Source organism: Rhabdothermincola sp., assembly GCF_036846205.1.
Classification (GTDB): Bacteria; Actinomycetota; Acidimicrobiia; order Acidimicrobiales; family Acidimicrobilacustridaceae; genus Rhabdothermincola.
The window spans coordinates 21,812-43,635 of the sequence record NZ_DAIUCK010000010.1 but is presented as its reverse complement, the minus strand read 5'-3'; the positions used below and the strand labels follow the sequence as shown (position 1 = coordinate 43,635).

Below are 21,824 nucleotides of genomic sequence, written 5' to 3'. Positions count from 1 at the left end.
GTACTGGGGGGCGAGCGAGGGTGGGGTGGTCACGCTGGTGGACTCCGCCGAGTGGCTGGCGCATCCCGGCACCGTCGGCCGTGCCATCCCGACCTACGAGGTCTACGCAGGCGATCCGGAGGGCAACCCACTTCCCGCGGGGACCGAGGGGACCTTGTGGTGCCGGAGCACCGGGGGGACGCAGGTGTTCAGCTACCACAACGCACCGGACAAGACGGCCAGCGTGCACGCGGGCCCCGGCACGTACACCATCGGTGACATCGGCTACGTCGACGCCGACGGCTGGGTGTACCTCTCGGATCGTGCCGCGCACACGATCATCTCCGGAGGGGTGAACATCTACCCCGCCGAGATCGAAGCGGTGCTCGTCGAACACCCCGCGGTGCTCGACGTGGCGGTGTTCGGGATCCCCCACGACGAATGGGGGGAGGAGGTGAAGGCTGCCGTGGAGCTCGCGGAGGGGGTCGCCCCCACACCGGAGCTGGAGACCGAGATCCTCGCCTTCGCCCGGGAACGACTCGCCGGCTTCAAGGTGCCTCGCTCGATCGATTTCGAGCCGGAGCTGCCCCGGCACCCCACCGGCAAGCTCTACGTCCGCCAGCTACGCGACCGCTACTGGTCGGGTCGCGACCGCCGTATCTGAGGGTCTCTGGCGCGCGTCGGGATGCAGCTCAGGTGTGGCAGTGGCCGCTGGAGGGTGGCGGCACGTCGAGCGCCGGGTTGCGATCGAAGAACCCGAAGGGAACGAGCAGGAAACCCGTGCTCTCGACCGGCATCACCGGCCAGTCCTCGGGTCGCACGAGATGGGTGACGCCGAAGGTGTGCCACACCACGATGTCGGTGTCGGTGATCGGCCGGTCGGCGGCGGTCCATCGCGGGAGCCCGTCACCCCCTCCGGACTGGTTGGCGTGGTCTCCGGCCGCTCGCCGCTCGTCGGGGTGGTAGGGGGTGACCCACAGGTTGTGCCTGGCGAACCCGGCCCGCCTCGCCACCCACGAGTCGTCGCCGGCGAGCATGGTCGGTGACGACTGGGGGATGAGCTTGTAGCTCACGGGCTGACCCAGGCGGTTCACGCGGCGCGGGTTCACGATGCGCCACGAGCGGCTGGTCGCCGGGTTCACCTCCCGACGCGCCTGCAGCTCGGTCTCGAAGGTGGTGGCCACCGACACGATGCCGTTGTGCCACTCGTTGTCCGGCCCCGGTGGCTGCGGCTCGGCGTTCACTTCCACCACCGAGTTCGTGAAGCCGTCGACGGCCATGTCGAGCCGGACGCAGAACAGGTGCTGGTGGTGTGGGGCCGCGAGCCCCGGTGCGATCAGGTTGGCGTTGCCGGGGTCGGCCCCCGGTGCGACCGCCTGGGGCTGGATGATGCCGGTCAGCTTGACCTCGAGCTGGATCGACCCGTCGAGGTAGAAGTACCAGTAGAACGCGTACTCGTAGTTCCCGACGGTGTAGATGGCGCTCACCACCAACCGTCGCTGGCGCCGTACCTCGGTGCGGAACGAGTGCATGTCGTGGTGCTTCCAGAGGATGCTGTAGTCCTCTTCGTGCATGCAGATCGCGTTGGTGACGACGTTGACGTCGCCACGTTCGGTCAGCATCGGGGCGTCGAAGTAGTGGATCTCGCCGAGGCAGTCGCAGCCGAGCTCGAGCGAGTTGACCATGCGGCCCATGCCCCACTCGCCGGCGTCGAACGCGTTCTTCCACCGGTGCATCGGGTCGGTGCTGCCGTAGGGGACGACCATCTCCGACAGCGACGCGCGGTGCATGATCGGCCGCAGCCGCCCACCGTCCTCGTAGCCGATCTGGTGGAGCACCAGGCCTTCGATCGGGTCGAGGGTGACCCGGAACTGCCAGCGCTGCCACCGAGCCAGGTTGCCCTCCACCGTGAAGCTCGGGCCTTCGGGTTGGGTGATCTCGATCGGCTTCAGATCGGTGCGCAGCGCGACCTGGTGCTCGGGGTAGTAGCTGCCGCTCTCCTCAGGAATGGGGACCACGCCGAGGTCCTCGACGAACAGCACCTCGCCGGTGCCGAGGTCGACGTGGGCGAGCACGCCCTCGATGGGGTGGGCGTAGCCGTTGTCCTCGGGGTGCTCGCGCAGGTACGAGATCACCTTGGTGAGTCGCCGGCCCTCCTCATGGGGGAGCCCGAAGGTCCCCGGCGGCCACGGATCGAGCTGCACCCGGTCGAAGTCGTCGATGCCGCGGCGGCGCATGGCGGCTTGCCAGTCGGGGTGCTCCTTGACCGCGACGATGGCACCGATCGCTTCCTCGAAGAGCACCGGCGGGCGCGCCGGCTCGATGACCTCGAGCGACTCGACCCGGCGGTCGGTGAGCGAGACGACGGCCTCCGCCAGTGCGCAGGGGCCGGCCACGGCGACGATCCGCACCCTGCGGGGCACCTGGCCGCCGGCCTCGAGGGTGGCGAGCTCCTCACGGGAGGGCTCCGAGAGCGAGGCGGACACGAAGAGGGGGTCGGCCTCGCCGCGAGCCTCCCGGTAGAGCGCGGCGGCGGTCCGCAGCTCGTCGGGAGTGAGCGCCTCGAGCGGGTGGGTCATGGGCCGGGTACCTCCAGGAAGCCGGTCAGGGCCGCGATGAGCAGGGCTGGATCGGCGGCACCGCACAGCTCGCGAGCCGAGTGCATCGCGAGCTGCGGGAGGCCCACGTCGACGGTCGGCACACCGAGGCGGGCCGCGGTGACCGGGCCGATGGTCGAACCGCACGGCAGGTCGGTACGGGTGACGAACCGCTGGAGCGGCACGCCCGCCCACTCGCAGGCCAGGGCGAACGTTGCTGCACCGGCCGCATCGGTGGCGTAGCGGACGTTGCTGTTCACCTTGAGCACCGGCCCGCCGTTGACCCGGATCTGGTGCTGGGGCTCATGGCGATCCGGGTAGTTCGGGTGGGTGGCGTGTGCGCCGTCGACCGATGCGCACATCGATCGGGCCAGCGAGCGATGGAAGGCCTCTCGTTCCCGAGCAGCGGCGAGGCAGATGCGTTCGAGCACCGTGGGCAGCATGGTGCTGTCGGCGCCCCGGGCGGACTGGCTGCCGATCTCCTCGTGGTCGAACAGGCAGATGACGGGGACTGGCCCGGCACCGGTGGCGGGCGGGAGATCCTCCAGGGCGCGCAGCGCGGCGTAACACGAGGCGAGGTTGTCGATCCGGGGCGCGCTGACCAGCTCCTCGTCGACTCCCACCAGTGCCGACGGGCAGAGGTCGTGTGCCATCAGCTCCCAGCCGAGGATGTCGTCGGGGCCGACACCGAGCTCATCGGCCAGGAAGCGTTGGAAGGTGCCCTCCCCGGTCGACCCGACACCCCAGACGGGCACCAGGTGCTGCTGCGGGTTGAGCTTGAGACCGGTCTCGTTGACCCCGCGGTCGAGATGGATGGCCAGCTGCGGGATGCGCAGCAGCGGCCGGTCCACCCGCACGAGCTGCAGGTGCGCTCCGCCGGAGCCATCGCGCAGCGCTACCCGGCCCGACAGCCCGAGGTCGCGGTCGAGCCAGGAGTTCAGCAGCGCGCCGCCGTAGACCTCGACACCGAGCTGGCGGAAGCCGGCAGCACCGGTATCAGGGTTCGGCTTGATGCGCAGGTTGGGGCTGTCGGTGTGGGCGCCGATGATGCGGAACCCCTCCTCGACCCGCCGGCTGTCGTCGCAGATCCAGGCGACGAGGGAACCACCGCGGATGACGACGTGCCGCCCGGGACCGGGGGGCCAGTTCGCCGCCTCATCGAGCCTCTCGAAGCCGAGGTCGTGGAGCCGCCGAGCCGCCGCCTGCACCGCGTGGAAGGGTGAGGGGGACTCGTCGATGAACTCGATGAGGTCCCGAGCCTCCTCAGAGCGGTCTGGCACGCCGCGGAGGTTACCCGTCGGCCCCCGGGGCGCCGTCCTGGCCTCGCCGAGACCAGGCCGGGACGCAGCCGGGGAATGGCTGGGCCTGCGGCCTCCGTGTAGCATTCGGCACCCTTTCGCTGCCTGGCCAGCGTCGTCCAGGTGGATGCGGCGAAGCCCGTTCCCTGCGCGTGGCCCTCCACGCCTCGAGTCCGGAAGACGTATGCGTTCACAGCCACACGACCAGCCGGGGCGGCGAACCCCGCCAGGCACGCCCCGATCCAGCCCGGAGCTGCCTCCGGCCCAAGGGCTCTACGACCCCCGCTTCGAGCACGACGCTTGCGGCGTCAACTTCGTGGTGCACATGAAGGGCCTGCGCAGCCACGAGATCGTGCGCATGGGCATCGGCGCGCTGTGCAACCTCCAGCACCGGGGGGCGCTGGGCGCCGAGGTGAACACCGGCGACGGCGCCGGCATCCTCCTGCAGGTCCCCGACCGCTTCTTCCGGGACGAGGTCGACTTCGACCTCCCCGCCGAGGGCCAGTACGCGACCGGCATGGCCTTCCTGCCCCGCGATCGGGACAAGGCCGACGAGGTGGCGAAGCAGATCGAGAAGATCGCGGCCAGCGAGGGGCTGCGGGTACTCGGCTGGCGTGACGTGCCTCACGACGACTCGATGATCGGCGAGTCGGCCCGGGCGGTGGAGCCCACCTTCCGGCAGGTGTTCCTCGCCGGGGACGACCTGCTCGACCTGGCGCTGGAGCGGCGCGTCTACATCGTCCGCAAGCGCATCGAGCACGAGTTGGGGCCGGTCAACGGGGTGAGCGGCGCGTACTTCCCGAGCCTCTCGGGCCGCACGTTCGTCTACAAGGGCATGCTCACCACGCCGCAGCTGCCCGAGTTCTTCCCGGATCTCACCGACGAACGGGTCGAGTCCGCCCTGGCGCTGGTGCACTCCCGCTTCTCGACCAACACCTTCCCCTCCTGGCCGCTCGCGCACCCGTTCCGCTACATCGCCCACAACGGCGAGATCAACACCGTGCAGGGCAACCGGAACTGGATGCGGGCCCGCGAGGCCTTGCTGGCGAGCGATCTGCTCCCCGGCGAGCTGGACCGGATCTTCCCCATCTGCACCCCGGGGGCCAGCGATTCGGCGACCTTCGACGAGGCCCTCGAACTGCTCCACATGGGCGGGTACTCGCTGCCGCACGCGGTGCTCATGATGATCCCCGAGGCGTGGGAGCGGCACGAGTCGATGACGCCGGAGAAGAAGGCCTTCTACCGGTTCCACGCCTCGCTGATGGAGCCGTGGGACGGCCCGGCGTCGATCGCGTTCACCGACGGCACCGTGATCGGTGCGGTGCTCGACCGCAACGGCCTCCGGCCGTCGCGGTACTGGGTGACCAGCGACGACCTGGTGATCATGGCCTCCGAGGTGGGTGTGCTCGACGTGCCCCCCGAGCGGGTCGTCCAGAAGGGCCGCCTGCAGCCGGGGCGGATGTTCCTGGTGGACACCACCGCCGGGCGGATCATCGGCGACGCCGAGATCAAGGGCCAGCTCGCCCGGGCCAAGCCGTACCAGGCGTGGCTCGACGAGAACCTGGTCGAGCTCGATCTGTTGCCCCAGCGCTCTCATGCCCTGCCTTCGCACGGCTCGGTGGTGGAGCGCCAGCAGACCTTCGGGTACACCTCCGAGGAGCTGCGGCTCATCATCGAGCCGATGGCTCGTACGGGCGCGGAGCCGATCGGCTCGATGGGGACCGACACCCCGCTGGCGGTGCTGTCATCCCGCCCCCGGCTGCTCTACGACTACTTCCACCAGCTCTTCGCGCAGGTGACCAACCCACCGCTCGACGCCATCCGGGAGGAGCTGGTCACGGCCATCGGCGCCACCGTCGGGCCGGAGGGCAACCTGCTCGCACCCGGCCCGCGCTCCTGCCGGCAGATCTACCTGCCCCGGCCGGTCCTCGACAACGACGAGCTGGCCAAGATCAAAGCCATCCACACCTATCCCGGACTCGACGACTTCCGGACCGTCGAGATCTCCTGCCTGTACCCGGTGGCGGAGGGTGGTTCCGGGCTCCGGGCGGCACTCGACCGAATCCGGCAGGAGGCCAGCGAGGCCATCGAGCAGGGGGCGACCATGCTCGTGCTGTCCGACCGGGGGTCGACGGCGCAGCTGGCACCGATCCCTGCCCTGCTGGCCACCAGCGCGGTGCACCACCACCTGATCCGGGAGAAGAGCCGGACCCGAGCCGGGCTGGTGGTCGAGACCGGCGAGGCCCGCGAAGTGCACCACATGTGCCTGCTGATCGGCTACGGCGCGGCGGCCGTCAACCCCTACGTCGCGTTCGAGACCATCGAGGATCTGATCGCGGAGGGTCGCAGTGAGCTGAAGGACCCCAACACCGCCATCCGCAACTACATCAAGGCCTGCGGCAAGGGGATCCTGAAGGTGATGTCCAAGATGGGCATCTCCACGGTGGCCTCCTACACCGGGGCCCAGATCTTCGAGGCCATCGGGCTCGCGCACGACTTCGTGGACGAGTTCTTCACCGGCACGGTCAGCCGGCTGGGGGGCATCGGGCTCGACGAACTGGCCGCCGAGGTGGAGGCCCGGCACCGCCTCGCGTACCCGAAGAACCCCACCGAGCGGGCCCACCGCACCCTCGAGGTGGGGGGTGAGTACCAGTGGCGTCGTGAGGGCGAGTACCACCTGTTCAACCCGGAGACGGTGTTCAAACTCCAGCACGCCACTCGTACCCGCCGCTATGAGATCTTCAAGGAGTACACGAAGCTCGTCGACGACCAGGCCCGCCGGCTGGCCACCCTGCGGGGGCTGTTCGAGTTCCGCGAAGGGGTGCGCGAGCCCGTGCCGCTCGAGGAGGTCGAGCCGGTCTCGGAGATCGTGAAGCGGTTCAGCACCGGTGCGATGTCCTACGGCTCGATCTCGGCGGAGGCCCACGAGACCCTGGCCATCGCCATGAACCGGCTCGGGGCGCGCTCCAACACCGGTGAGGGCGGCGAAGACCCGGAGCGGTTCGTGCCGCTGCCCAACGGGGATTCGAAGCGCAGCGCGATCAAGCAGGTGGCCTCGGGGCGATTCGGGGTCACCGCCGAGTACCTCACCAACGCGGATGACCTGCAGATCAAGATGGCCCAGGGAGCCAAGCCCGGCGAGGGTGGCCAGCTCCCGGGGCACAAGGTCTACCCGTGGATCGCCTCCACCCGGCACTCCACGCCGGGCGTGGGGCTCATCAGCCCGCCACCACACCACGACATCTACTCCATCGAAGACCTGGCCCAGCTCATCCACGACCTGAAGAACTCGAACCCGGCGGCTCGGGTGCACGTGAAGCTGGTGGCCGAGGTCGGGGTGGGCACGGTCGCGGCCGGGGTCTCGAAGGCGCATGCGGATGTGGTGCTCATCTCGGGGCACGACGGCGGCACCGGAGCGGCGCCGCTGACGTCGATCAAGCACGCCGGCGGACCGTGGGAGCTCGGCCTGGCCGAGACCCAGCAGACCCTGTTGCTCAACAACCTGCGCGACCGCATCGTGGTACAGGTCGACGGCCAACTCAAGACCGGCCGCGACGTGGTGATCAGTGCGCTGCTCGGCGCTGAGGAGTACGGCTTCGCCACCGCGCCGTTGGTCGTGTCGGGTTGCGTCATGATGCGGGTCTGCCACCTCGACACCTGCCCGGTGGGGGTGGCGACGCAGAACCCCGAGCTGCGCCGGCGGTTCAGCGGCAAGCCGGAGTTCGTCGTGAACTTCTTCGAGTTCATCGCCGAGGAGGTGCGTGAGCTGCTGGCCCGCCTCGGGTTCCGCAGCCTCGACGAGGCGATCGGCCACAGCGAGGTCCTCGACACCCGCCGGGCGGTCGAGCATTGGAAGGCCTCCGGTCTGGACCTCACGCCCATCCTCACCATGCCCGCCCTGGCCGAGGGAGCGAGTCGCCATCGGGTCCGAGAGCAGGACCACGGTCTCGAGCACGCGCTCGACAACGAGCTGATCCGGCTGTCACAACCCGCGCTCGAGCGCGGCGAGCCGGTCCGGATCGAGCTGCCCATCCGCAACGTGAACCGCACGGTGGGCACGATGCTCGGCCACGAGCTGACGAAGCGATACGGCGGCGCAGGCCTTCCGGACGACACCATCACCGTGCAGTTCACGGGCTCGGCCGGCCAGAGCTTCGGCGCGTTCGTGCCCCGGGGCATCACCCTGCGCCTCGATGGCGACGCGAACGACTACACGGGCAAAGGCCTCTCCGGCGGGCGCATCATCATCCGCCCGCCCGCGGGCAGCCCGTTCGCCGCCGAGGAGAACATCATCGCCGGCAACGTGATCCTCTACGGGGCGACGGGGGGCGAGATGTTCCTGCGCGGCATGGTGGGGGAGCGGTTCTGCGTGCGCAACTCCGGGGCCACCGCGGTGGTGGAGGGCGTCGGTGACCACGGGTGCGAGTACATGACCGGCGGGCGAGTGGTGGTGCTCGGTCCCACCGGGCGCAACTTCGGCGCTGGCATGTCGGGTGGGATCGCCTACGTGCACGACGTCGACGGCACCTTCCCGGAGCGGCTGAACTACGAGATGGTCGATCTCGATCCCCTCGACGAGACGGACCGCGAGTGGTTGCGCGAGATCGTGCAGCGCCACCTGGACGAGACGGGCTCGGTGGTCGCGGCGCGGCTGCTCGACAGCTGGCACACCTGGGTGGAGCAGTTCCGCAAGGTCATGCCGAAGGACTACAAGCGGGTGCTGGAGGCCCAGCGCCGGGCCGAGGAGCAGGGAGAAGACGTGCTCGAAGCGATCATGGCGGCCGCTCATGGGTGACGTGACGGGGTTCCTCAAGCACCGGCGGGAGACACCGGCCCGCCGTGAGGTACCGGTGCGCCTGCGCGACTGGCGGGAGGTCTACGAGCCGTTCCCCATCGTCAAGATCCGCACCCAGGCCAGCCGCTGCATGGACTGTGGCATCCCGTTCTGCAACAACGGGTGCCCGCTGGGCAACCTCATCCCCGATTGGAACGATCTGGTCTACCGCGACCACTGGCGGGAGGCGATCGACCGGCTCCACGCCACGAACAACTTCCCCGAGTTCACCGGGAGGCTCTGTCCTGCGCCCTGCGAGGCGGCGTGCGTGCTCGGCATCAACCAGGACCCGGTGACGATCAAGCAGGTGGAGGTCGAGATCATCGAGCGGGCCTGGTCCGAGGGCTGGGTGCAGCCCCTCCCTGCCGGGGAGAAGACCGGCCGCCGGGTGGCGGTGGTGGGCTCCGGTCCCGCAGGCCTGGCGGCCGCGCAGCAGCTCACCCGGGCCGGCCACGAGGTCGTGGTGTTCGAGCGGGCGGATCGTCCCGGCGGGCTGCTGCGCTACGGCATCCCCGAGTTCAAGATGGAGAAGCGCTTCCTGGATCGGCGGCTGGCCCAGATGGAGGCCGAGGGCACCGAGTTCCGCTGCAACGTCAACGTCGGGGTCGACCTGACCGTCGAACAGCTTCGCGCCGACTTCGATGCCATCGTGCTGGCCGGCGGGGCGACGACGTGGCGTGATCTGCCGATCCCCGGGCGGGAGCTCGACGGCATCCACCAGGCCATGGAGTACCTGCCGCTGGCCAACCGGGTGCAGCAGGGCGACCTGGACGAGCCTCCGATCACCGCGGCGGGCAAGCGGGTGGTGATCATCGGCGGTGGTGACACCGGCGCCGACTGCCTGGGCACCGCGCACCGGCAGGGCGCGGCGGTCGTCCACCAGTTCGAGATCATGCCCCGGCCCCCGGACCAGCGGGACCCGAGCACTCCTTGGCCGACCTGGCCCCTGATGTTCCGCACCTCCTCGGCCCACGAGGAGGGCGGCGAGCGGGTGTTCTCGGTGAACACCCTCGAGTTCCTCGGTGACGAGCAGGGTCGGGTCCGGGCGCTGCGAGCGGTCGAGGTGGAGAGCCGGGTCGTCGACGGCCGGCAGACCTTCGAGCCTGTCGAGGGCACGGAGTTCGAGTTGCCCTGCGAGCTGGTGCTCCTGGCGATGGGCTTCGTGGGGCCGGAGCGGGCGGGCCTGCTCGACGAGCTGGGCGTGGAGCTCGACGGTCGGGGCAACGTGGCCCGAGACGACGGGTGGTCGACCTCGGTGGACGGGGTCTTCGTGTGCGGCGACATGGGGCGGGGCCAGAGCCTGATCGTCTGGGCCATCGCCGAGGGTCGCTCGTGCGCGGCTGCAGTGGATCGCTACCTCACCGGCGACACCCTGCTGCCCGCACCGATCGAACCGACCTCCGCGCCGCTGCGCTGATCGGCGATTTCAAGGTTGCCGGGAGGCTCAACGGGTCAGAACCTCAGCTTGAGTTGGCGCCGAGAAGGATGCCGAGAAGCAGGATGAGCCCGAGCACGCCGAGTGCGGTGCCGATCGCTCCGATGATCAGACCGGCGGTGGCGAATCCTTCACCGGTGAGGGCACCGTTCGATTCGTTGATCCGCCCCCGAGCGGTGATGGCGAGTGGGATGGCGGCGATGCAGGCAACCACACCGAGTCCGTACATGCACAGCATGACTAGCCCGACCAAGGCGACGACGAACGAGGCGATCGCCAACCCTTCGATCTGGGCGGGTCTCGGCGTGGGTGGGAACCCGTAGGAAGCGCCAGCATATGGAGCAGACGTGTAGGTCGGCCCCGGTCCGGGAGCGGCCTCAGGTGGGTACCACTTGCCATCGGAGGCCTGCCACCAGCCAGGCCCTTGGGAGGTATCGCTCATGGTGATCGCTCGTGAAGGCCGTCGGGGCAGCCGTTCGGCCGCCCCGACCTTCGTCCTTCCAGGTGCTGGGTCCCGTCAGGCCACGACGGGCTGCCCCTCGGCCCGCCGGTAGTAGTACGCGGTGGCGATCGCGGTCAGTGGGACGGTGACGATGAGCCCGATGAAGCAGAGGAACGAGCCGACCCAGTTGGCCGCGAACACGGCCAAGAGGAACACGAACACGGAACCGAAGTTGTTCTTGACCAGGTCGAAGCTGGACTTGATGGCATCGACGGGAGCCTGGCCCTTGTCGAGGATGTAGTAGCCGAAGAAGCGCCCGAAGATCAGCACCAGGATGCCGGGGATGATGCAGAAGACGAATCCGATCATCGCCAGCACGGTCATGATGACCGCACCGAGGAGGTAGGGACCGAGGCGCTCGGCGCTCAGCAACCGGCTCATGTCCAGCGGCTCACCCGCCGTGGTCAGGAGGCCGACCCTGATCATCAGCAGGTCGAAGAGGAACTGACCGAAGTAGAAGAGCCCCAGGAAGACGGCCCAAGCCAGCAGCATGACGAAGAAGCCGGGGCCGGTGTCGCAGACGTACTCGCCGCGCCGGTTGAACTCGCAACCGCCTGAGGCGTTGATCACGCTGGCCAAGATGAGCACGTAGCCGATCAGCGACAGCACCGCCATGATGGCGAAGCCGATGATGGCGGCGACGATGATCTGGCCGACGTTGGCCTGGAACTTGGTCCACCCGTAGTTGAAGGCCTCGCCGACGGACGGGAACCCCCCAGCCGGCCCACCCGCGGGTTGCTGTGCACCTGGTGCTTGTTCCGGTGGGTACCACTTGCCGTCGGAGGCCTGCCACCAGCCAGGCCCTTGGGGCGTATCGCTCACAGTCGTCCTCCCGTGTCCGGCGCGCCCATCAACGGAGCGCGGGTCAGGCGCGCACTGTAGCGACCGCGACGCCCGCGAGCCGGGATGTTGTGGTAGGGGCGACCGCATCGGCGTCGGCCCTGTGTCCACGAGGGAGGAGCGGGCGGATCGGAGAGCCTTGGTGGCGCTGGCCGCTCGTCTCACCCTGCCGATGTGTCCACCGGCTCGACCACACCCTCCTCCACCAGGCGGTGCAGCACGGCGCAGACCGCGAAGGCACTCATCCCGAGTTCGCGGATGACCTCGGAGATCGTCGCTCGACCATCCAGTCGGGCCAGCACGTGCCATTCCCCGGAGCTGATGGTGACCTCCGGGCCGGGGAGCGACCTGGCCAGCCGCATCACCATCGCCGTGGAGGGGATGACCTCCGCGATCTGCTTCCAGGCCTCGAGGCGTGCCGCCGCTTCTTCCAGTAGCTCGGGCACCGGGAAGGTGAAGGTGTCGCCGACCGGGTGTTGCTCGCCGGGGAGGAACTCGAATGTGTCGCGGCTCGGGAGCAGCAGCTCGAAGACGGCGCCGACCGTCTGATCGTGGAGGGTGCGCCGCAGAGCGGTGAGGTCGCAGCCGAGCCGGACGATGGTCTCGGTCAGCGCCACCCCGCGATCGGCCGCGCCGATGGCGGCTTCCCATCCATCGGCATCGGTGATGCCAGAGCCGAGGAAGACCTGCTGGAGGGTCGGGCCCATGGCCGACAGCGCGATCGTCACCTCGCCCTGGTGGAGTGCGACCAGGCCCGGGTTGGCTCCCCGCAGCTCGAGGATGCCCGTCTGGCGGGTGTTGGCCAGCAAGGTCAGCACCTCGTCCAGCGGGAGGTCGGCCAAGGTCCCTTCGAGCGCAGGTCCACGGGCGGGCATCGCCCCGACGCTAGCGTGTGGGTCGAGCGGGATTTCGGGAGGCTGGTCCTCAAGAACCCCGCCGGGTGGTCGATTGGAGTTGGTACCGGCCCATCAGCCGTGAGGGGTGAGGTGCCGGGGGGAGCCGGGCTCCCGCGGCGGGACACGCTGGTCGGGGTCCGGGTGTAAGGCGCGAAGAGTCGATCGATCCGAGATATCCGAGGCTTCCGATGCTGCGAAACATGAAGGTCGGCACCAAGCTCGTCACGGTCCTCGCGGCACCCGTGATCGTGCTCGTGGTCTTGGCCGTGGTCGGGGTGACCGGTCGGCTGGCCGAGGCGAGCGATGCCAGCCGAGTGGAGGAGCTGACCCAGTTCGTCACCGTCAACTCGGATCTCATCAACCAGCTTCAGCAGGAATCGGTCTGGTCGGCCGCGTACATGGCGAGCGGGGGCGCCCGGTACCGCCCGGAGTTGGACGCGCAACGGCAGTCGACCGACGCCGCGCTGGATCGCTACCGCGGCGCCCTCGACCGGATCCAGCCCGGCCGGGACAACCAGCAGGTCAAGGATGCCATCGACCTGGCGGACCGGCGCCTCGGCAACCTGCGGACCAACCGCCTCTCGGTCGACAACCGCCAGACGGTGCCATCCGGGGCCGTCGACCAGTACGGCAACACCGCGAGCGACCTCATCGCGATCAACGCCCGCATCGTGCAGGAGGCCTCGGATGCCGATCTGCTGCTCGGTCTGAGCACGGTCACGAACTTCGAGCAGGTGAAGGCCGCTCGAGCTGAGCAAGGCGCGCTGCTCAGCTCGGTCGCCGTGTCGGGAGCCTTCACCAACAAAGAGGGCACGCCCTGCTCGTCCGTCGATGCCGAGGATTGCGTCTCGTACCAGCGCACCATCGCGGCCGGGAACGACGAGGACCAGGCGAGCGAGAACTTCGACCAGTACGCACCCGGGCCCGCCAAGATCGTCAAGCGGGATGCGTTGGCGAGCTTGAAGTTCGACGATCTCAAGAAGACGATCCTCGACGAGGGAGCCGACAGCAACGTCATCACCGTGTCCGCGGACCAGGTCATCCGGTCGGCACTCGATGCGAACGAGTCGCTCTACGGCATCGAGCAGGGATTCATCCGTGACGTGGTGACGACCGCGAATGACCTCACCTCCTCCGCTCAGGGCGCGGCCCGCCTGTACATCGTGGGCGCGGTGATCGCCATCGCGCTGGCCCTGGCCATCGCCTTCCTCGTCGCCCGGGCCACGACGGTCCCGCTCCGCAAGCTGACCAGTGCGGCCTACACGCTCTCGACCGACAAGCTGCCGGGCCTGGTCGAGCGGCTGCGGAACCCCGACGAGGCCGACGAGCCTCTCAGCGCCACACTGACCCCGATCGACATCAACTCCAAAGACGAAGTGGGTCAGCTGGCGGACGCCTTCAACTCGATCCAGCAGGTGACGGTCGAGGTGGCCGAAGAGCAGGCACAGCTGCTCCGCAAGGGCATCGGTGACATCTTCATCAACCTCGCTCGCCGCAACCAGACCCTGCTCGACCGCCAGATCGAGTTCATCGATCAGCTCGAGGCGAACGAGGAAGATCCGGATCAGCTCGACAACCTCTTCAAGCTCGATCACCTCGCCACCCGGATGCGACGCAACGCCGAGTCGCTGCTGGTGCTGGCTGGGGCAGAGCCGCCACGCCGGCGTGGCCGGCCCGTCGCGCTCGCCGATGTGGTGCGGGTCGCCATCGGCGAGGTCGAGGACTTCGCCCGCATCCAACTGCTCGCCCTCGACGACGCGACCGTGGGCGGCAACGTGGCCGTGGACCTGGCCCACCTGCTCTCGGAGCTGATGGAGAACGCCACCCACTTCTCACCGCCGGACACGATGGTCGAGATCGTGGGCCACCGCGCGGGGGCAGAGGGCTACATCATCTCGGTCTCAGATCAAGGTATCGGGATGAGCGCGGACCAGCTCGCCGAGGCGAACGAGCAGCTGGCGCGGCCTCCGCTGGTCGGCCTGGCCCTGTCCCGGTCGCTGGGTTTCATCGTGATCGGGCGTCTCGCCCAGCGCTTCGGCATCTCCGTCAAGCTCACCGCCTCCCCCTCGGGTGGGGTGACCGCCCTGGTCACGCTTCCACCGGATCTGGTCACCTATCCGGGCGAGGAGGGTGAGGAGCCGGCCGAGCCCGCCGCCGCCCCCGCCGTCGCGGACGTCTCCGCAGCGGAGGAGGCTGCATTCGCCCCGGCGACCACCGGGGGCGAGGAGGTCGTCGATCTCGAGACCGTCGACGAGGTCGAGATCGTCGAGGAGGTCGAGGAAGCGCCTCCGGCGGCCGAGCCGGAGCCGGAGCCGGTCGCCGTCACCTCCGAGGACCTTCTCGACGAGCTCGTCGAAGAGGTGGTGCCGGAGGGCGAGGCGTTCGATCGCGGGCTCCAATCGCTCGTTGACGAGGAACTGGCGTCGGGGTCCCTCGAGCCGTCGGTGATCGCGCCGGCCGAGCCCGAGGGCGGAGGCAGCATCGGGTCGGTCACCACGGTCGAGACCGAGGAGCAGGTGACGACCGCGGCGGCACCCTCGGTCGTCGAGGAGCCACCCGCTCCCGCCGAGACCCTCACCGCCGCGGGTCTCGTGAGGCGCACACCGAAGAAGCGGATGGCGGACGGGGTCGGTGCCAGCAGTGCTGCTCCGGTGGCAGCTCGGTCGACCGGCCAGACCCAGCGCTCCCCCGAAGAGGTCCGCAAGATGCTCTCTCGTTACCGCTCGGGCCTCAACAAAGGCCGGGGAGCTGCCGATTCGGATAGACAGGACAGGGATTGACGACGGCCGCCCGTACGTCCAACGCGGAGGATGCCACACAGATGACCGAACTGAGCTCGGAAGCCAGGAACCTCAACTGGCTCGTCCAGAACTTCGCCGAGAAGGTGCCGGGCGTGAACGAGGCGGTGGTCGTGTCCGCCGACGGCCTGCCCATCGCGACCTCGGCGGGCCTTGACCGCGACGCGGCAGACCGGTTCGCGGCCATGTCCTCGGGTCTCATCGGCCTGGCGTTCGGTGCAGCCGGCCGCTTCGGTGGCGGCGCCGTGAACCAGGTCATGATCGAGATGGAGAACGCCATCATCTTCGTCACCGGGATCAGCGATGGTTCCTGCCTCGCGGTGGTGGCCACGGCTGACTGCGACATCGGCCTGGTCGCCTACGAGATGGCGGTGCTCGTGGAGAAGGCGGGGACCGTCCTGACACCTGAGATCCGCGCCGAGCTGCAGGCTGCCCTGCCCCGATGACCATGTCCGGCGACGAGCACGACGACGGCCCGGGCCTGCGCGTACGGTCGTACGTGCTGACGGGAGGCCGCACGCGCTCGAACGCCGACCTGCCGCTCGAGACCCTTGTCAAAGTGACGCCTCAAGGCGTCTCGGCGGCGCCACGACTCGCGCTCGAGCGCAAGAAGATCGTGGCGCTGTGCAATACGCCGATCTCTATCGCTGAGGTGTCCGCACATCTGAGCGTGCCTCTCGGTGTCGCCCGCGTGCTGGTGGGTGACATGGCCGAGGAGGGCTTCCTCACCAGCTACAAGCCGCAACACTCCATGACTGGCGAACGTCCCGACCTCAAACTGCTCGAAAGGGTGCTCGATGGCCTTCAAGCGCTCTGAGGCTCCGGCCTCTGCCGAACCAGCAGCGGGCGACAACGCTCCGCTTCCCGTCAAGATCATCGTCGCCGGCGGCTTCGCCGTGGGGAAGACGACGTTCGTGGGCTCGATCTCCGAGATCGCCCCGCTCACGACCGAAGCCGCCATGACCAAGGTCGCAGAGGGCATCGACGAGACGGGCGGCGTGAACACGGGCAAGACCTCGACCACCGTGGCGATGGACTTCGGCCGTATCACGCTCGGCGAGGACCTGATCCTCTACCTGTTCGGCACCCCGGGCCAGGACCGCTTCAAGTTCATGTGGGACGACCTGGTCCGAGGTGCGATCGGAGCGGTGGTGCTCGTCGACACCAACCGCCTCGCCGACTGCTTCCCGGCCGTGGACTACATGGAGACGAACGGGGTGCCGTTCATCGTGGCGATCAACCTCTTCCACGGCAAGCAGTACCACGCAATCGAAGACGTGCGGGAGGCGCTCGCAGTGCCAGCCGACGTGCCCATGATCACGACTGACGCACGTGACCGGGCCCAGACCAAGATGGCGCTGCTCGAGCTGGTGCAGCATGCGCTGATCCGGGCGTCGGCCGGCGCCTGAGCCGGCGCTGGCTAGCGTGGTCGGACGTGGCCGGCCACGGAGTAGTCACCGTCATCATCGTCCATTGGAACCAGCCTGAGCGCTGCGCTCGGACCATCGATCGGTTCCAGCATCAGGGGGTCTCCACCCGGATCCTGGTTGTCGACAACGGCTCCGAGCCTCCGCTTCTCGAACGCCTCCGCGCGGTGGTGGCCAGCTCCGTCCACGACGTGGAGCTGGTTGAGTTGGGCGCGAATCGGGGCTTCGGCCCGGGTGCCAACGCCGGGTTGCAGAGGTGGTTGGCCGAGGGGGAAGGGAAGTGGGTCGCGTTGGCCCCCCATGATGCGCTCCCGCACGACGGCACGCTGTGCCGGCTGATCGCTGCCGCTGAGTCCAGGGAACGCGCGGGGCTCGCCTGTGCGGATGTGGGTGACGGGCACGTGCCGGTCGTGGATCCGTACTTCGGGGGGATGACCGTGCCCGCTCCTCGGGGGGCAGCCGCCGACGGATGGGAGTCGGTGGACTACCCCCACGGCACGCTGCTGATCGCCCGCCGAGCCTGCCTGGAGGAGATCGGTCTGTTCGATGAGCGCTACTTCGCGTACTGCGAGGAGGCCGACCTGGGCCTGCGGGCCAGGGCCGCGGGATGGGAGGTCGGGCTGGTGCGGGGGGCACGGGTGACCAACCCCACCATGCGCTCGGGCAGCCCCGCGGTCGACTACCTGATGCACCGCAACACCCTGCTGCTGGTGCGGGAGCACTCAGGCCGCTACCACGCGTTCATTCGTTTCTGCATCGCCCTGTGGCAACTCGCTCGCGGGGTGGTCCAGCCTTCGTCACGGGTCTTCGTGTTCTCGGCGAAGGGCCGGGCAGCTGGGATGATCGACTTCCTACGGGGCCGGTACGGGCCTCCCCCAGCTGGCCTTCTCGGCCAGGCCGGAGCCGCTCGCTGAAGCGATCTGCCGGTCCACGGTCACGGGCTGCGGGCGGATGGGCGGGAGGTCACGGTACGCGACCATCCTCGGCTGCCGCGACCAGGGGGCGGACCCGCAGCAGGTACCAGCTGGCGATCAGCAGCCCCCCGACGAGCACCAGGAAGCCGACGAGGATCGCCGCCAGCCACAGCACCTGCCGCCGACCGGCCAGCGCCCATGCCCATGCCGGCCGGCGGGCGCAGTCGAGCAGGGCCCACAGCGAGAGTGCCAGTGGAAGGCTGGCCAGCGCGATGAGGGCGATGGTGCCGGCGAGCTCGCCCGGAGTCGGCATCCCCCCACGGTAGAGCTGCCTCCGGGGGGCGATGACGCGAGTAGCGTGCGCGGATGGTTCCCTACGAGATTCCCGGCGCCCGGCATCGCGACGTCGACCTCGACGACGTGCGCCTGTCGGTCTACGAAGCGGGCGATCCCGCCGATCCGACGGTGGTTCTCTCGCACGGTTTCCCCGAGCTGGCCTACAGCTGGCGGCACCAGCTCCCAGCGCTCGCCGCCGCGGGGTTCCACGTCGTGGCACCCGATCAGCGGGGCTACGGCGGCAGCAGCCGCCCGGAGGCCGTGCGCGACTACGACATCTTCCACCTCACCGGCGATCTCGTCGGCCTACTCGATGCGCTCGAGGTCGACCGAGCGGTGTTCGTCGGCCACGACTGGGGTGGGTTCGTGGTGTGGCAGATGCCCCTGCTCCATCGCGAGCGGGTGGCGGGGGTCGCGGCGCTCACGACCCCCTACGTCCCCCGGTTCCCGATGAGACCCACCGAGCTCTTCCGGATGATGGGCGGGGAGAACCACTACATCGTGTGGTTCCAGGAGCCGGGGGTGGCGGATGCTGCGTTCGCAGCGAACATCGACGTGCTGTTCTCCCGGATGATGCGCCGGGGCGTGTCACCCGAGCAGTTGCGTGAGGTGGTCGGGGAGCGGCCCGCGTCGGACTTCGTGGAGGCAGTGGTCAACGCCCCGGTGCTCGGTGACGAGCTGCTCAGCCCCGACGAGCTTGCCGTCTTCGTGGAGACGTTCCGGCAGACAGGTTTCACCGGTGGGATGAACTGGTACCGGAACTTCGACTGGAACTGGGAGCAGACCCCTCAGCTCGACGGAGCTCGCATCGACGGGATCCCGTGCCTCATGATCACCGCGGAGTGGGACCCGGTCCTCACCCCGGCGATGGCCCAGGGCATGCCGAGCGTGATCGACGACCTGGAGATGCACGAGATCGCCGGCGCTGGCCACTGGGTGCAACAGGAGAAGCCAGCAGAGGTCAACGCGATCCTGGTGGACTGGCTGCGGCGGCGCTTCAGGTCGTGACCGACCGCCAGGTATCGGGCGGGTCCTAGGCCTGGTTCCATCTCACGGTCTTCGTGACGACCTCGCCATTGAGGGCTGCCGACAGCACCAACCGGTGGGTGCCTGGGGTGAGACCGGCACCTGGGCCCACCCATGGGCTGGCGCAGGGTGTGGGCGTGCTCCCGTCGAGGGAGCAGGTGACGGTAGCCCCGGGACTCGACCGGAACGTCACCATCGCATCGCCGTTGTTGCCGTTGGCCGGCCGGCCGGTGATGGCCAGCACGGGGGTCACCACCCAGCTATAGGTCCAAGCCGTGCCGGTGATGGAGCCGATCGGCACGATGCTGATCTGGTGCGGGCCGACCGCAAGGCCGGTTACCCGCAGGCGAGTCGTCGAGCACCCGACGGTCACGCCATCGAGGAGGCAGCCAGCCGACGTCGCGTTCGACAGCGTGTAGAGGAAGGTCGCGGCGGTGGCGGTGGTTCGGGCGGCAGGCTTGCTGGTCACGGTCACTGTGGGAGGTGGCGTCGTGAACGTGGGGTCCACCGACCAGGAGGCGTCCGCCTGATCAGTGCCGGCACCATTGATCACGCGGACACTGAACATGTGCTCGCCAGCCGCCAGGCCGGTGAGCTGGTAGGGCGACGAGCACAGGAACCAGGAGCCGTTCTCGTCCCTCATGCACTCGGTACGATCGATGACTCCCGACGTGCTCCAGCTGACGGTCACGTTGGGGCCGCTCACGCTGCTGGGCACGGTGAAGGTCGTGATCGCCGGTGGGGTTGAGGTCGGTTGGACCCTCCACGTGTAGCTGGCTGATCCTTGCCCGGCGGGATTGGTGGCGGTAACGGCCAGTGTGTGGTCCCCTGCGGTCAACGCGGTGGGGGTGAACGTGGACCAGCAGGTGACAGGGTCCTGGTTGTCGAGTTGGCACGTTGCGCTGGCCGCGGCTCCCGCCACGGTGAATCGGAGGGTGGGGGCCGGGAGGCTCGACACCGCACCGGGTACATCGGTGAAGGTCACCCCTGGCGGGTCGTTCGCGACCACGAAGTCGTGCCACGCGTAGACGTAATCGACGACACCAGGGCCATCCACGTCAGGGGCGGGCATGGCGACCGTGAATCGCCACTGGCCGTCAGACGGCACGTTGACCGTCCACGGGGAGCTGCAGAAGGTCCAGGGCCCCGTTGGAGCCAGGGATGGGCTCAAGCTGCACCAGTAGCCCGGCGCGGTGGGGTGATGGTTCATCCCGATGAAGGCGAAGGTGACCTGGGAGGTGCCGGTCACGATGGTGGGCGGGTTCCCGACGATCGTGACCGAGGAACCGGGCACCGGCATGGCACTCGCGGGGGACGGGATCACCAGTGGCGTCAAGCTCGCTATCACCAGGACGATGAACCCCAGCAGTGCTCGTCGGTGGTAACCGGCTTGGATCTGTAGGCCACGCATGATGCTCCTCCCGTCGCGTCTCGTGGTCGACGGTCCGATCCTGCCGGGCCCATCGGAAAGCAAGCAGTAGCGGTCGGTAAAGCTTGGGCAAAACCACTCCCTTGCCCTTTCCGGCCTTGCCGAGCGGACGGCAGCGGGGGGCGGCATCAACCCCCCGGGGTGTCGTCACCTTCAGTCCCGGGCGCACGGGAACCTTGTGCGGTCTCGGTCGTACTCAGCGCGGTCGTTGACCAAACGAACGTTTGATGGGATACTGCAAGGCGTGACCGACACACTCGACCGCTCCGCAGGGCCCGCCGGCGACCGGCCGGCCATCGACGTGAACGACGGCCGTCTCTACGACGACCCGTGGGACACCTACCGCTGGCTACGCGACAACGACCCGTGCTACTGGGACGAGAAGAACCAGCTGTGGGTCGTGTCCCGGCACGAGGACGTCGCCTACATTTCCCGCACCCCCGAGCTGTACTGCTCGAAGTACGGGGTACGGCCGAAGGTGGCGGCTCCGATGTCCCTCATCTCGATGGATGAGCCCGAGCACACCCGTCAGCGCCGTCTGATCAACAAGGGCTTCACGCCACGCCAAGTGAAGCGGCTCGAACCGCACATCCGTGACCTGTCCAACCAGATCATCGACGAGATCCGCACCCGGGGCGAGATCGATTTCGTGGAGGACTTCGCCATCCACGTCCCACTCATCGTGATCGCCGAACTGATGGGCCTCGATCCCGACGGCAGGCAGAAGCTGTACCGGTGGAGCGACGCCATGATGGGCGGCGACGGCCACACCGATCCCGATGACCCCGCGCTCCTGGCTGCGGCGGAAGCCTTCGGGGAGTACGTCGAGTACCTGATCCCGATCATCGAGGACCGTCGCCAGAGTCCCCGAGAGGACCTCATCTCCATCCTCACCGGCGCCTTCGACGAAGGCGCCCTCGACGGCGGTGACGCCATCGCCGTGGAGGGCACCGACGAGCTCACGAGCGACGAGCTGCTCATGTTCCTGTGCATCCTGGTCGTCGCGGGCAACGAGACGACCCGTAACGCGATCACCGGAGGGCTCAAGGCGTTCAGCGACTTCCCGGATCAGAAGCAGAAGCTGCTCGACCACCCCGAGCTGATCGATCTGGCGGTGGATGAGATCGTCCGCTATGTGTCACCGGTCATCAGCTTCTGCCGGACCGTGACCGCGGACCACACCTTCCACGGCAAGGAGCTGAAGGAAGGCGACAAGGTGCTGATCCTCTACCAGTCAGCCAACCGCGATGAGCGGGTGTTCGACGCCCCTGACGAGTTCCGCATCGACCGGGATCCCAATCCCCATCTCGGGTTCGGTATCGGTCCCCACTACTGCCTGGGAGCGAACCTGGCCAAGTTGGAGATCAAGGTGGTCTTCGAGGAGCTGTTCCGGCGGCTGCGGGACATCCGGGTGAAGGACGGCGCCAGCGTCCAGCGGGCCGACAACGCGCTCGTCCTGGCCATCGAGCACCTTCCTGCGATCTTCACCCCCGAAGCACCGGCCGCGGTCTAG

Annotated in this window: 17 protein-coding genes; 10 read left to right on the top strand and 7 right to left on the bottom strand. The window is 68.7% G+C overall.

The annotated features are described in order from the left end of the window. Window positions 1–643: AMP-binding enzyme (locus V7004_RS02905; protein ID WP_442967995.1), on the top strand; the 643-nt coding region annotated here is incomplete at its 5' end. A gap of 28 nt (window positions 644–671) precedes the next feature. Here the strand turns inward: V7004_RS02905 and V7004_RS02900 are convergent. Both V7004_RS02900 and V7004_RS02895 read right to left on the bottom strand, forming a co-directional pair. Continuing rightward, complete coding sequence (locus tag V7004_RS02900; protein WP_334141993.1) at window positions 672–2,558, bottom strand: primary-amine oxidase; 1,887 nt, start codon at window positions 2,556–2,558, stop codon at window positions 672–674. Then, window positions 2,555–3,856: a M18 family aminopeptidase gene (locus V7004_RS02895; protein WP_334141991.1), complete on the bottom strand. Its 1,302-nt coding sequence runs from the start codon at window positions 3,854–3,856 to the stop codon at window positions 2,555–2,557. The genes V7004_RS02900 and V7004_RS02895 overlap by 4 nt, the downstream gene beginning before the upstream one ends. A gap of 202 nt (window positions 3,857–4,058) precedes the next feature. Here V7004_RS02895 and gltB point away from each other — a divergent pair, with 202 nt between their 5' ends. Together gltB and V7004_RS02885 are read left to right on the top strand one after the other, a co-directional pair. Then, complete coding sequence (gltB, locus tag V7004_RS02890) at window positions 4,059–8,669, top strand: glutamate synthase large subunit (RefSeq protein ID WP_334141989.1); 4,611 nt, start codon at window positions 4,059–4,061, stop codon at window positions 8,667–8,669. After that, window positions 8,662–10,125 (top strand): glutamate synthase subunit beta, encoded by a 1,464-nt coding sequence (locus V7004_RS02885; RefSeq protein ID WP_334141987.1) that lies wholly within the window; start codon window positions 8,662–8,664, stop codon window positions 10,123–10,125. Before gltB ends, V7004_RS02885 begins: the two co-directional genes overlap by 8 nt. A 43-nt stretch (window positions 10,126–10,168) precedes the next feature. On the opposite strand, the gene V7004_RS02880 is transcribed toward V7004_RS02885, so the two are convergent. The 3 genes from V7004_RS02880 to V7004_RS02870 form a co-directional block, all read right to left on the bottom strand. Further along, window positions 10,169–10,585: a DUF4190 domain-containing protein gene (locus V7004_RS02880; RefSeq protein ID WP_334141985.1), complete on the bottom strand. Its 417-nt coding sequence runs from the start codon at window positions 10,583–10,585 to the stop codon at window positions 10,169–10,171. A gap of 75 nt (window positions 10,586–10,660) precedes the next feature. Beyond that, window positions 10,661–11,467 carry a hypothetical protein gene (locus tag V7004_RS02875; RefSeq protein WP_334141983.1) on the bottom strand — a complete coding sequence of 269 codons (807 nt, stop codon included), beginning with the start codon at window positions 11,465–11,467 and terminating at the stop codon, window positions 10,661–10,663. A 179-nt stretch (window positions 11,468–11,646) separates the two neighbouring features. After that, window positions 11,647–12,360 carry a DUF4388 domain-containing protein gene (locus V7004_RS02870; protein WP_334141981.1) on the bottom strand — a complete coding sequence of 238 codons (714 nt, stop codon included), beginning with the start codon at window positions 12,358–12,360 and terminating at the stop codon, window positions 11,647–11,649. 221 nt (window positions 12,361–12,581) lie between these two features. On the opposite strand from V7004_RS02870, the gene V7004_RS02865 reads away from it, so the two are divergent. From V7004_RS02865 to V7004_RS02845, 5 genes are read left to right on the top strand one after another with little or no spacing between them, the layout of a single operon-like run. After that, window positions 12,582–15,161, top strand: coding sequence for a sensor histidine kinase (locus tag V7004_RS02865; RefSeq protein ID WP_334141979.1), 2,580 nt, complete (start codon window positions 12,582–12,584; stop codon window positions 15,159–15,161). Between the two features lie 41 nt (window positions 15,162–15,202). After that, window positions 15,203–15,625, top strand: a complete 423-nt coding sequence (locus V7004_RS02860) for a roadblock/LC7 domain-containing protein (protein WP_235979885.1) — start codon at window positions 15,203–15,205, stop codon at window positions 15,623–15,625. Further along, window positions 15,622–15,996 carry a DUF742 domain-containing protein gene (locus V7004_RS02855; protein WP_334141976.1) on the top strand — a complete coding sequence of 125 codons (375 nt, stop codon included), beginning with the start codon at window positions 15,622–15,624 and terminating at the stop codon, window positions 15,994–15,996. Before V7004_RS02860 ends, V7004_RS02855 begins: the two co-directional genes overlap by 4 nt. After that, complete coding sequence (locus tag V7004_RS02850) at window positions 15,977–16,588, top strand: GTP-binding protein (protein ID WP_208028881.1); 612 nt, start codon at window positions 15,977–15,979, stop codon at window positions 16,586–16,588. The genes V7004_RS02855 and V7004_RS02850 overlap by 20 nt, the downstream gene beginning before the upstream one ends. 26 nt (window positions 16,589–16,614) lie before the next feature. Further along, on the top strand, window positions 16,615–17,520 hold the full coding sequence (locus V7004_RS02845) for a glycosyltransferase family 2 protein (RefSeq protein ID WP_334141970.1): 906 nt from the start codon (window positions 16,615–16,617) through the stop codon (window positions 17,518–17,520). A gap of 49 nt (window positions 17,521–17,569) precedes the next feature. On the opposite strand, the gene V7004_RS02840 is transcribed toward V7004_RS02845, so the two are convergent. Next, window positions 17,570–17,833, bottom strand: a complete 264-nt coding sequence (locus V7004_RS02840) for a hypothetical protein (RefSeq protein WP_334141968.1) — start codon at window positions 17,831–17,833, stop codon at window positions 17,570–17,572. 53 nt (window positions 17,834–17,886) lie between these two features. On the opposite strand from V7004_RS02840, the gene V7004_RS02835 reads away from it, so the two are divergent. Continuing rightward, entirely contained in the window at window positions 17,887–18,864 is a 978-nt protein-coding gene (locus V7004_RS02835; RefSeq protein WP_334141966.1) for an alpha/beta fold hydrolase, read from the top strand. A 25-nt stretch (window positions 18,865–18,889) separates the two neighbouring features. Here the strand turns inward: V7004_RS02835 and V7004_RS02830 are convergent, their stop codons facing one another. Continuing rightward, window positions 18,890–20,293 carry a hypothetical protein gene (locus V7004_RS02830; protein ID WP_334141964.1) on the bottom strand — a complete coding sequence of 468 codons (1,404 nt, stop codon included), beginning with the start codon at window positions 20,291–20,293 and terminating at the stop codon, window positions 18,890–18,892. A 262-nt stretch (window positions 20,294–20,555) separates the two neighbouring features. Here V7004_RS02830 and V7004_RS02825 point away from each other — a divergent pair, with 262 nt between their 5' ends. Further along, on the top strand, window positions 20,556–21,824 hold the full coding sequence (locus V7004_RS02825) for a cytochrome P450 (protein ID WP_334141963.1): 1,269 nt from the start codon (window positions 20,556–20,558) through the stop codon (window positions 21,822–21,824).

Excerpts from the sequence above, each read along its gene's own strand:
- V7004_RS02900 (WP_334141993.1), bottom strand. The coding sequence starts at position 2,558 with ATGACCCACCCGCTCGAGGCGCTCACTCCCGACGAGCTGCGGACCGCC.
- gltB (WP_334141989.1), top strand. The coding sequence starts at position 4,059 with ATGCGTTCACAGCCACACGACCAGCCGGGGCGGCGAACCCCGCCAGGC.
- V7004_RS02885 (WP_334141987.1), top strand. The coding sequence starts at position 8,662 with ATGGGTGACGTGACGGGGTTCCTCAAGCACCGGCGGGAGACACCGGCC.
- V7004_RS02880 (WP_334141985.1), bottom strand. The coding sequence starts at position 10,585 with ATGAGCGATACCTCCCAAGGGCCTGGCTGGTGGCAGGCCTCCGATGGC.
- V7004_RS02870 (WP_334141981.1), bottom strand. The coding sequence starts at position 12,360 with ATGCCCGCCCGTGGACCTGCGCTCGAAGGGACCTTGGCCGACCTCCCG.
- V7004_RS02865 (WP_334141979.1), top strand. The coding sequence starts at position 12,582 with ATGAAGGTCGGCACCAAGCTCGTCACGGTCCTCGCGGCACCCGTGATC.
- V7004_RS02860 (WP_235979885.1), top strand. The coding sequence starts at position 15,203 with ATGACCGAACTGAGCTCGGAAGCCAGGAACCTCAACTGGCTCGTCCAG.
- V7004_RS02855 (WP_334141976.1), top strand. The coding sequence starts at position 15,622 with ATGACCATGTCCGGCGACGAGCACGACGACGGCCCGGGCCTGCGCGTA.
- V7004_RS02850 (WP_208028881.1), top strand. The coding sequence starts at position 15,977 with ATGGCCTTCAAGCGCTCTGAGGCTCCGGCCTCTGCCGAACCAGCAGCG.
- V7004_RS02840 (WP_334141968.1), bottom strand. The coding sequence starts at position 17,833 with ATGCCGACTCCGGGCGAGCTCGCCGGCACCATCGCCCTCATCGCGCTG.
- V7004_RS02835 (WP_334141966.1), top strand. The coding sequence starts at position 17,887 with ATGGTTCCCTACGAGATTCCCGGCGCCCGGCATCGCGACGTCGACCTC.
- V7004_RS02830 (WP_334141964.1), bottom strand. The coding sequence starts at position 20,293 with ATGCGTGGCCTACAGATCCAAGCCGGTTACCACCGACGAGCACTGCTG.